At 73.3% G+C, this 10,419-nt stretch carries 8 protein-coding genes; 4 read left to right on the top strand and 4 right to left on the bottom strand.

The genetic code is table 11. The features are described from left to right. Nucleotides 1–1,741 (top strand): ATP-binding protein (locus ACIGW2_RS18750; protein ID WP_399844509.1); only part of this gene is annotated, 1,741 nt, incomplete at its 5' end. A gap of 56 nt (nucleotides 1,742–1,797) precedes the next feature. Here the strand turns inward: ACIGW2_RS18750 and ACIGW2_RS18745 are convergent. The 3 genes from ACIGW2_RS18745 to panB all read right to left on the bottom strand — a co-directional run bounded on the left by ACIGW2_RS18745 (nucleotide 1,798) and on the right by panB (nucleotide 4,623). Beyond that, complete coding sequence (locus ACIGW2_RS18745) at nucleotides 1,798–2,655, bottom strand: ABC transporter permease (protein WP_391654436.1); 858 nt, start codon at nucleotides 2,653–2,655, stop codon at nucleotides 1,798–1,800. Further along, on the bottom strand, nucleotides 2,652–3,650 hold the full coding sequence (locus tag ACIGW2_RS18740; protein ID WP_391654437.1) for an ATP-binding cassette domain-containing protein: 999 nt from the start codon (nucleotides 3,648–3,650) through the stop codon (nucleotides 2,652–2,654). The genes ACIGW2_RS18745 and ACIGW2_RS18740 overlap by 4 nt, the downstream gene beginning before the upstream one ends. A 109-nt stretch (nucleotides 3,651–3,759) precedes the next feature. Then, nucleotides 3,760–4,623, bottom strand: a complete 864-nt coding sequence (gene panB, locus ACIGW2_RS18735; RefSeq protein WP_361587258.1) for a 3-methyl-2-oxobutanoate hydroxymethyltransferase — start codon at nucleotides 4,621–4,623, stop codon at nucleotides 3,760–3,762. Between the two features lie 201 nt (nucleotides 4,624–4,824). Here panB and ACIGW2_RS18730 point away from each other — a divergent pair, with 201 nt between their 5' ends. The 3 genes from ACIGW2_RS18730 to ACIGW2_RS18720 all read left to right on the top strand — a co-directional run bounded on the left by ACIGW2_RS18730 (nucleotide 4,825) and on the right by ACIGW2_RS18720 (nucleotide 8,430). Further along, entirely contained in the window at nucleotides 4,825–6,471 is a 1,647-nt protein-coding gene (locus ACIGW2_RS18730; RefSeq protein ID WP_399844506.1) for a DHA2 family efflux MFS transporter permease subunit, read from the top strand. 45 nt (nucleotides 6,472–6,516) lie between these two features. Further along, the gene (locus ACIGW2_RS18725) at nucleotides 6,517–7,212 is read left to right on the top strand and encodes a TetR/AcrR family transcriptional regulator (protein WP_356076412.1); all 696 of its coding nucleotides are present in this window, start codon (nucleotides 6,517–6,519) and stop codon (nucleotides 7,210–7,212) included. 183 nt (nucleotides 7,213–7,395) lie between these two features. After that, nucleotides 7,396–8,430 carry an endonuclease/exonuclease/phosphatase family protein gene (locus ACIGW2_RS18720; RefSeq protein ID WP_399844504.1) on the top strand — a complete coding sequence of 345 codons (1,035 nt, stop codon included), beginning with the start codon at nucleotides 7,396–7,398 and terminating at the stop codon, nucleotides 8,428–8,430. A 19-nt stretch (nucleotides 8,431–8,449) separates the two neighbouring features. On the opposite strand, the gene ACIGW2_RS18715 is transcribed toward ACIGW2_RS18720, so the two are convergent. Continuing rightward, nucleotides 8,450–10,213, bottom strand: coding sequence for an NAD+ synthase (locus ACIGW2_RS18715; protein ID WP_391654441.1), 1,764 nt, complete (start codon nucleotides 10,211–10,213; stop codon nucleotides 8,450–8,452). Nucleotides 10,214–10,419: the final 206 nt, after the last annotated feature.

Below are 10,419 nucleotides of genomic sequence, written 5' to 3'. Positions count from 1 at the left end.
CGGGGCGGAGCGGGCGGTGCTGCGGCGGTTGTCGGTGTTCACCGGGGGGTGTGATCTGCGGGCGGCGGAGGCGGTGTGCGCGGGCCCGGGTGAGGGGGGCCGGGACACGCTGGACGTGCTGGGGTCGTTGGTGGACAAGTCGCTGGTGGTGGCGTCGCCGGCGGAGGAGGGGATGCGTTACCGGCTGCTTGAGACGGTGGCGGAGTACGCGGGGGAGCGGCTGGACGAGGCGGGCGACCGGGCCGCGGCCGAGCACCGCCACCTGGTGCACTACCGCGAACTCGCCCGCCGCACCGACCCCGAACTGCGCACCGGACGGCAGCTCGCCGCCATCACCCGCTTCACCGCCGAGTACGGCAACCTGCGCACCGCGCTGCGGCGGGCCGTCGCCGTCCGGGACGAGCACGAGGCGCTGGTCCTCGTGCACGCGCTGCTCTGGTACTGGACCATGCGCGACCTGCGGTCCGACGCGCTCCACTGGGCGGAGGCGGTCGCCGCGCTCGGCCCCGACCCCTTCGGCCCGGACGCGGCGCCCGTCGTCCCGATCCACGAGCGGATCACCGCCGCGCCGCCGCCGCTCGACGAGGACCTGCTGTGGGAGGCCCGGCGCGGGGTCCGGCTGATCGAGCTGATGAACATGGACCACGAGACCGGGCGCTGGACCACCCCCGAGGGCGTCGAGCGGCTGCGCCGGATCAACGCCGTGTACCCGCCGGGCCTGCCGCAGACCTGCCGGCTGCCCGGCTCCTTCACCGTCTTCGCGGTGCTCCTCATCGCCGAGCCGGGCAGCATGGGCCAGGCCCTGGACGCGCACGTGGCCGCCTGCCGCGCACACGGCTACGAGTGGGAGCTGGCCAACGCCCTCCAGCTGCGCGCCAACATGCTGGCCAACCGCGCCGACCTGGCCGGCCGGGCGGCCGCCGACGCCGAGGAGAGCCTGGAGATCTTCGTACGGCTCGACGACGCCTGGGGCGCCGCCGAGGCGCTGTCCTCCCGGGCCGAGGCGCGCGAGCGGCGGCTCGAGTTCCAGGGCGCGGCCGAGGACTTCGAGCGGGCCATCGGCTACGCGGAGCGGATCGGCGCCCAGTCGCAGATGGCGCTGCTGCGCGCCCGGTACGCCGACATGCTGATGGAGACCGGCCGCCGGGAGGAGGCGGAGCGCATCCTGCGCGAGGTGGTGGACGGCGAGCACGGGCGCGGGCACGAGCCGATGCTGGCGGCCCGGATCTTCCTGGCGCTGCTGCTCGGGCGCACCGGGCGCACCGAGGAGGCCCGGGTCCATCTCAAGCGGCTCCTGGAGGAGTTCCGCTCCGAGACCTTCTCCGTCTTCGAGGGCTTCACGCTCGGCAGCCTGGGCTGGGTGGACGTCCTCGACGAGCGGTACGCGTCGGCGTTCGACCTGGCCCGGCGGGCGTACCACCGTGCGCTGGGCGGTCTGTCGATGATGGTGGCGCCGCAGATGCCGGCCGTCCACCTGATCGTCGCGGCCTGGGCGCTGGCCGGGTCCGGCGGCCCGGCGGCGGCCCGTACGGCGGCCGTGCTGCTGGGGGCCTCCGAGGGGCTGCTGCCGCCCGGGCACCTGTCGCCGCCGATGGAGCGGCGCAACCGCGAGCGGGCCGCCGAGCTGACCCTGGCGGCGCTCGGCGGCGACGAGGCCGCCTTCCGGGCCGCGTACGCCGAGGGCGGCGGCCTCTCCCTTGAGGAGGCCGCCGCCCTGCTCGAACGCGCCGACGCGATCTGAAGCGCGTCGAGTCCTGGTGTCCCCCGTGGGGGCCCGGCCGGGCCCCGCGCCGGCGGTCAGGTCTTCTTGCGGAACTTGGCGACCGCGAGCGGCGCCATGACCACGGTGATGCCGGCCGCCCAGGCCAGGGTCATCCACACGGAGTGGGCGACCGGGCCGCCGTTGATCAGCCCGCGGGCGGCGTCGGCGAGGTTGGACAGCGGGTTGTAGTCGGTGAAGGTCTGCAGCCAGCCGGGCATGGTGGTGGGCGCGGCGAAGATCGACGAGCCGAACTGCAGGGGCATCAGGACGAGCATGGCCACTCCCTGGACGGCCTGGGCCGTCTTCATGGTGAGACCGAGCAGGATGAAGATCCACATCAGGGCGGCGCCGAAGGCCAGCGACAGACCGATCGCGGCGAGCAGGTGCAGCACCGAGGTCTGGATCTCCAGGCCGAGCAGGAAGCCCATGCCGAGCAGGATCGCGGTGGCGATCAGCATCCGGCCGATCTCGACGACGATCTTCGCGATGAGGACCGAGGAGCGGGCGATCGGCATGGTCCGGAACCGGTCCATGACGCCCTTCTTGAAGTCGTCGTTGATGCCGGTGCCGACGCCCATCGCGATGTTCATGCCCATCATCGCCATCAGGCCGGGCACCAGGTAGTTCACGTACACCTGCTGGTTGCCCTTGCCGGCCATGGCGCCGCCGAAGACGTAGGTGAACAGCAGGATGAAGATGATCGGCATGAACACGGCGTCGAACATCGACTCCGGGTCCTGCTTGATCTGGAGCGCGTTGCGCCGGGCCAGGGCGCCGATGTGGCGCAGGTTGGCCCGCAGGCCGATCCGGCCGTCGGCGGCGCCGGTGGCGCGCTTCGCGGGCGTGGCGCCGGGGGCGTCCACGGGGGACTGGGGGAGGGTGGTGGTGCTCATGCGGCGACCTCCTGGGGAATCGCGTCGGAGGCCGTCTTCTCGCCGGTGATGGCGAGGAACACCTCGTCGAGGCTGGGCAGATGCGTGCCGATGTGGGCGATGCCGTAACCGCGGGCGGCGAACAGGCCCACGACGGCGGTGAGTTGCTCGTCGCTGAGGATCGGCACGTAGAGCGCGTCCTCGTCGGGGACGACGGTCGCGCCGGCGACCCCGTCCAGGCCGGTCTCGCGCAGCGCCGCCGCCATGGCGGGCAGCTCGGCCGGGTCGGCCGGCCGGACGGTGAGGGTGCGGCCGCCGACCCGGGCCTTGAGCTCGTCGACGCCGCCGCGGGCGATGACCCGGCCGCGGTCGATGACGGTCAGCTCGTCGGCGAGCTGCTCGGCCTCCTCCATGTACTGGGTGGTGAGCAGCACGGTGGCGCCCTCGGCGACCATCCGCTGCACCTCGTCCCAGACCTCGTTGCGGGTGCGCGGGTCGAGTCCGGTGGTGGGCTCGTCCAGGTAGAGCACGGCGGGCCGGCCGATCATGGAGGCGGCCAGGTCGAGGCGGCGCCGCATGCCGCCGGAGTAGTTCATGGCGGGGCGCTTGGCGGCCTCGGTGAGGGAGAAGCGCTCCAGCATCTCGTCGGCGCGGCGGCGGGCGTCCTTGCGGGAGAGGTCGAGCAGCCGCCCGATCATGTAGAGGTTCTCCCAGCCGGACAGCTTCTCGTCGACCGAGGCGTACTGGCCGGTGAGGCCGATGGTGCGGCGCAGCTGGCGGGGCTGGCGCACCACGTCGTAGCCGGCGACGACGGCGGTGCCGGCGTCGGGGACGATCAGGGTGGACAGGCAGCGCACCAGGGTGGTCTTGCCGGCGCCGTTGGGGCCGAGGACGCCGAGGACGGTGCCCTCGCGGACGTCCAGGTCGACCCCGTCGACCGCTTTGGTCTCGCCGAAGTGCTTCACGAGGCCCCGGACCTCGATGGCGTTGGTGTGTGATCGCGTCATGTCCACCATGGAACAGGCGCCCACCGACAGCGCACCGACAGACGGCCGACAGCCCGCCGACGGGGGACGGTCGGCGGGCTGTCGGGTGGTGCCGGAAGGGCCCCGGGGGGCCTGCGGCCTAGTGGAAGGTGTGCTCCTCGGCGGGGAACGCCCCGCCGGCGACGTCCTCCGCGAAGGCCTTGGCGGCGTCGCCGAGGGTCTCGCGCAGGTTGGCGTACTGCTTGGTGAAGCGCGGCACCTTGCCGCCGGTCAGGCCGGCCATGTCGGTCCAGACGAGGACCTGCGCGTCGGTGTCCGGGCCGGCGCCGATGCCGATGGTGGGGATGTGCAGGGAGCGGGTCACCTCGGCGGCCAGCTCGGCCGGGACCAGCTCCAGGACCACGGCGAAGGCGCCCGCGTCCTGCGCTGCCTTGGCGTCGCGCAGCAGCTGGTGGGCGGCCTCGTCGGAACGGCCCTGCACCCGGTAGCCCATGGTGTTGACGGACTGCGGGGTCAGGCCCAGGTGGGACATGACGGGGATGCCGGACCGCACCAGCAGCTCGGTCTGCGGCAGCGAGCGCTCGCCGCCCTCCAGCTTGATCGCGCCGACGCCGGCGTCCTTGATCAGCCGGGTGGCGTTGCGCAGGGCCTGGACGGGCCCTTCCTGGTACGAGCCGAAGGGGAGGTCGCCGACGACGAGGGCGCGCCGGGTGCCCCGGACGACGGCGGCGGACAGCAGGGTCATCTCGTCCATCGTGACGGGCACGGTGGTCTCGTAGCCGAGGTGACAGTTGCCCATGGAGTCGCCGACGAGGATCACGGGGATGCCGGCCTCGTCGAAGACGGAGGCGGTCATCGCGTCGTAGGCGGTGAGCATGGGCCACTTCTCGCCGCGGGTCTTGGCGGCGGCGATGTCGTGGACGGTGATGCGGCGGGTGCCCTTCCCCCCGTACAGCGCCTTGCTGCTGTCGGCGGGCGGTTTCTGGGCAGCCTGAAGCGTCATGGTGAACGGCTCCTTCTGTCATCTCGAGGCGCCCTGTGGCGTCCCCGGACCACATCCATGGTGGCACTTTCCGGGCCGGACGGGGAATGGGGCGGGCCGGGGGTACGGCGTGGCGCTGTTCACACCGCCGCAACGTAAAGACTCCGTCTGCTTTTCCAATACGAGACGGTCTCGTATCGAAATGGGTCTAGGGTGGGAGGCATGTCTCAGCCGTCCCCTGCCTCCGCAGGCCCCTCGGGCCCCGCCGGCCCGGCCGCGCCGCACCGCGTTCCCGAGGCCGTGCACCGCCGCCGCTGGGCGATACTCGGCGTGCTCATGCTCAGCCTGCTGATCGTCGTCCTCGACAACTCGATCCTCAACGTCGCCGTCAAGACCATCGCCAGCCCGGCGCCCACCGGCATCGGCGCCACCCAGAGCGAGCTGGAGTGGGCGATCAACTCCTACACGCTCGTCTTCGCCGGCCTCCTCTTCACCTCCGGCCTGCTCGGCGACCGCCTCGGCCGCAAGCGGATCCTGCTCTTCGGCATCACCGTCTTCGGCATCGGCTCCGCGCTCGCCGCCTTCTCCACCAGCCCCGGCGAGCTCATCGCCTACCGGGCCGTGATGGGCCTCGGCGCCGCCTTCGTCATGCCCGCCACCCTCGCCGTCCTCATGAACGTCTTCGAACGCGAGGAGCAGCCCAAGGCCATCGGCATCTGGGCCGGCAGCGTCGGCCTGGCCATCGCCATCGGCCCCATCACCGGCGGCATCCTCCTGGAGCACTTCTGGTGGGGCTCGATCTTCCTCGTCAACGTGCCCGTCGTGCTGCTCGCCCTGGCCCTGATGGCCTGGCTCGTCCCCGAGTCCAGGGACACCCGGCCCGGCCGGATCGACCTGCCCGGCGTGCTGCTGTCCGTGCTCGGCCTCGTGCTGCTCGTGTACGGCATCATCCGCGGCGGTGAGCTCGCCAGCTTCACCGACGTCACCGTGCTGCTCCCGGCCCTCGCCGGCCTCGCCGTCCTGGTCGGCTTCGTGCTGTACGAGAAGCGCGCCGACCACCCCGCGCTCGACGTCTCGTACTTCCGCAAGCCCGCCTTCTCGGCCGCCGTCGCCGCCATCGCCCTGGTCTTCTTCGCCCTCATGGGCGTGACCTTCTTCTCCGCCTTCTACCTGCAGAGCGTCCGCGGCTACAGCGCCCTGCAGTCCGGCCTGCTGATCCTGCCGCTCGCCATCGCCCAGATGGTGTTCGCGCCCCGCGCCCGGCTCGTCGTCGAGCGCTTCGGCGCCCGGGCCGTCTGCACCGCCGGCATGCTCGCCGTCGCCGTCGGCCTGGCCGCCTTCGCCTTCTTCGACGCCGGCACGCCCGTGTGGGTCCTGGAGGTCGTCTTCTTCCTCCAGGGCGCCGGCATGGCGCACATCATGCCGCCGGTCACCGTCGCCGTGATGCAGTCGCTGCCGCGCGAGAAGGCCGGCTCCGGCTCGGCCATCAACAACACCTTCCGGCAGGTCGGCGGCGCCCTCGGAGTGGCCGTCCTCGGCTCGGTGCTCTCCAGCACCTACCGCGGCGAGATCGAGGGGCACCTCGGCGCCCTCCCGCCCGCCCTGCGCGACACCGCGGGCGAGTCCATCGAGGCCACCCTCGCCGTCGCCGAGAAGCTCGGCCCGGCCGGCCGCGGCCTGGTCACCCCGGCGTACGACGCCTTCCTCGACGCGATGCACGTCACCGCGATCGGCTCGGCCGCCGTCGCCGTCCTCGGCGCCGTCGTCGTCGCCGTCTTCCTGCCCGGCCGCACCACCCCTCCGGGCGGCGCACCGGAGGCCGGCGTTCCCGGCAGCCGCGCGGAAGCGGGAGAATCGGTTCCCAGGTAGGCGGCGGGCCGGCGGAGCGGGCCCAGGAGGAGAGGCGGAAGGCACGTGTCGCAGCGCTCGCAGCAGGACGCAGGCGGGGCAGCACCCGCCCCTGCTCCCGTCCCCGCGCCCGCCCGCGGACCCGGCTGCCCGGGCCCCGAGGGCGGCGCGGTACGGCGCGGGCGGCCCCGCAGCGAGGCCGCCGACCAGGCGATCTTCGACGCGGTCGTGGCCCTCCTGGAGAGCGGCCTGTCGCTCTCCGAGGTGTCCATCGAGAAGATCGCCCGCACCGCCGGCGTCGGCAAGGCCACCATCTACCGCCGCTGGCCCGGCAAGGACGAGCTCTTCGTCGACCTGCTGCGCTCCGTCGACCCCCCGGACCCGGTGCTGCCCGGCACCTCGGTCCGGGACGACCTCATCGCCTTCCTCGAAGCCGTGCGGCAGCGCGGGCTCGCCAAGCGGGCCTCCGCGCTGCACGCCGTCTTCTCGCAGATGCAGCTCTATCCCAAGCTGTGGGACGCCTACCACCAGTGCGTGATCGAACCCCGCCGGCGGATGGGCATGGAGGCCGTGCGGCGCGGCATCGAGCGCGGCGAACTGCGCTCCGACCTCGACCCCGAGCTCGTCAACGACCTCTTCGTCGGCCCGGTCCTGGTGCGCACGGTCCTGCGGCCCGGCGCCTCCCTGGAGCCCGGCCTCCCCGAGCAGGTCGTCGACGCCGTCCTCACCGGCCTGCGGCCCCCGGGACCCTCGTCGCCCTGACCCGGCGGCCGGCCGGGGACGAATGTGCGCGTTCTGTCACAGCCACCCCCACCGCGCCACCTGCAGGAACCCGCCACGCGCGGGTGTCGTCCCTCGATGCGTACGACCGACCCGCGATCGCCTAGTGTCGGGAGCGGGTCGCACAGCAAGGCAGTGAGGACGGCAGCGATGGCGCGGGTGGACATGACGGAGACCGAAGACGGCGGAACGCCGGGCGACCAGGACTCCGCCTCCCGGCCGGCGGCGCGGTCCGGCCGCGGCCTCGCCCGCTACCTCGCGGGATGGCGCGGCGACCGCGGCATCTGGCGCCGGGGCGTGCTGCTCGCGCTGTGCGCCGTACTCGTCGCCCTCGTCATGGTGTTCCACGCCGAGATCCCCAACCGGATCGGCAACCTGGGCAGTCTGACCGAGACCTTCCTGCCCTGGGCCGGACTGTCCGTGCCGGTGCTGCTCGTGCTCGCGCTGCTGCGCCGCTCGGCGACCGCGCTCGTCGCGCTGCTGCTGCCGGCCGTGGTCTGGCTCAACCTCTTCGGCGGCCTGGTCGTCGACAAGTCCCGCTCGGGCGGCGACCTCACCGTGGTCTCCCACAACGTGAACGCCGACAACCCCGACCCCGAGGGCACCGCCCGCGAACTCGCCGCCTCCGGCGCCGAGGTCATCGCCCTGGAGGAGCTCAAGGGCGACATGGTCCCGGCCTACGAGCGGGCCCTCGCCGCCGACTACCCCCACCACGCGGTGCAGGGCACCGTCGGCCTGTGGAGCAAGTACCCGCTGCGCGACGCCCGTCCGGTCGACATCCGGCTCGGCTGGACCCGCGCCATGCGCGCCGGCGTCGCCACCCCGGCCGGCGAGGTCGCCGTGTACGTGGCCCACCTGCCCTCCGTACGGGTCAGGATGAACGCCGGCTTCACCGCCAACCAGCGCGACGCCAGCGCCGACGCCCTGGGCGAGGCCATCTCCCGCGAGCGGAACCGGCGCCTGGTGCTGCTCGGCGACCTCAACGGCACCATGAACGACCGCGCCCTCAACGGCGTGACCTCCCAGCTGCGTTCCACCCAGGGCGCGGCCGGCGACGGCTTCGGCTTCAGCTGGCCGGCCTCGTTCCCGATGGCCCGCATCGACCAGATCCTGGTGCGCGACGTCGAGCCGCTGGCCTCCTGGACGCTGCCGGAGACGCGCAGCGACCACCTTCCGGTGGCCGCCCGCGTCAAGCTCTGAGCACCCTCCCCACGGGTCCTCAGGCGGGCGACTCCCGCCAGCGGTTGGTGATGGGCAGTCGCCGGTCCTTGCCGAAGCCCTTCGCGGAGATCTTCGTGCCCGGCGGGTACTGCCGGCGCTTGTACTCCGCGAGGTCCACCATCCGCAGGGTCCGCGCCACCAGCTCCGGGTCGAAGCCCGCCGCCACGATCTCGTCCTTGCCGCGGTCCCGGTCCACGTACAGCTCCAGGAGCCGGTCCAGGACCCCGTAGTCCGGCAGCGAGTCGGTGTCCACCTGCCCCGGGCGCAGCTCCGCGCTCGGCGGCTTGGTCAGGGTGTTCTCCGGGATCGGCGGGGTCTGGCCGCGCTCCTCGGCGGCCCGGTTGCGCCAGTGGGCCAGCCGGAAGACATCCGTCTTGTACACGTCCTTGATGGGCCCGTACGCGCCGACGGAGTCGCCGTACAACGTCGAATAGCCCACCGCGAGCTCCGACTTGTTGCCCGGCGCGAGCACGATGTGGCCCTCCTCGTTGGAGAGCGCCATCAGCAGCGTGCCGCGCAGCCGCGACTGCAGGTTCTCCTCGGCGAGCCCGGTGAGCGCCAGGGAGCCCATGTAGGCGTCGAACATCGGCTCGATGGACACCGTGCGGAAGTTCAGTCCGGTGCGCCGGGCCAGTTCGGCGGCGTCGGCGCGCGAGTGGTCGGAGGAGTACTTCGAGGGCATCGACACCCCGTACACGTTCGCCGGGCCGAGCGCGTCGCAGGCGATCGCGGCGACCAGCGCCGAGTCCACGCCGCCGGACAGGCCGATCAGGACGGAACGGAAGCCGTTCTTGGCAACGTACGCGCGCAGGCCGACGACCAGCGCCGAGTAGACCTCCTCGTCGTCGTCGAGGCGCTCGGCGAAGCCGCCCGTCACCTCCGGCTCGTAGGCCGGCAGCGGCTCCTCGGAGAGCACCACCCGGTCGATCCGCAGCCCGTCGTCCACCACCCCGGTCGGGGCCTCGGCGAGCGGGGCCGCGGCCGGCAGGTCGAGGTCGAGCACCAGACAGCCCTCGGAGAACTGCGGCGCGCGGGCCAGGACTTCGCCGGCCGCGTCCACGACGATCGAGTCGCCGTCGAAGACCAGGTCGTCCTGCCCGCCCATCATGGCCACGTAGGCCGTGGTGCAGCCGGCCTCCTGGGCGCGCTTGCGGACGAGTTCGAGCCGGGTGTCGTCCTTGTCGCGCTCGTACGGGGAGGCGTTCACCGAGAGCAGCAGCCCGGCCCCGGCGGTGCGGGTCGCCGGCACCCGGCCGCCGTCCTGCCACAGGTCCTCGCAGATCGCGATCGCCACGTCCACGCCGTGCACGCGCAGCACGGGCAGGGTGTCGCCCTGGACGAAGTAGCGGTACTCGTCGAAGACGCCGTAGTTCGGCAGGTGGTGCTTGGCGAGGCGCAGCACCACCCGGCCGCGGTGCAGCACCGCCGCCGCGTTCTCCGGCGACCCGGCCGGCCGCCCGAGCCGCGGCCGGTCGTGCTCGGAACGGTCGAGATAGCCGACGACCACGGGCACCTCCCCGAGCCCCTCCTCGGCGAGCCGCCGCCCGAGCGCCGCGAGGGCGCCCCGGGAGGCCTCGACGAAGGAGGGCCGCAGGGCCAGGTCCTCGACGGGATAGCCGGTGAGCGTCATCTCCGGAAACGCGACGAGGTGCGCCCCCTGGCCGACGGCATGCCGGGTCCAGTGGACGACGGCCTCGGCGTTCCCGGCGAGGTCGCCGACGGTGGAGTCGATCTGATTCAGGGCGAGGCGTAGTTGAGGCACGCGGCCAGTTTATCGTCAACTCGACGCTATGTCCTGCGGACGGCGTGAACGGGACGGGACGGGGCCCGGCGCGGGCGCCCCGGCGGCTCCGGCGCACGAGCACGCGTCAGCGGCGTGCCTGCACCCCCACGCGGGCCCCCCGGCGGCTCCGGGCCCGGCCCGGGATCCTGCCGGCGCCCGGCGGCGCCGGGGCCCGAGCTCGCGTC

It is taken from the genome of Streptomyces sp. NPDC053541, from assembly GCF_044544705.1.
In the GTDB taxonomy this organism is placed as follows: domain Bacteria; phylum Actinomycetota; class Actinomycetes; order Streptomycetales; family Streptomycetaceae; genus Streptomyces.
The sequence above is the reverse complement of the archived record's forward strand: the minus strand, read 5'-3'. Positions and strand labels throughout refer to the sequence as shown.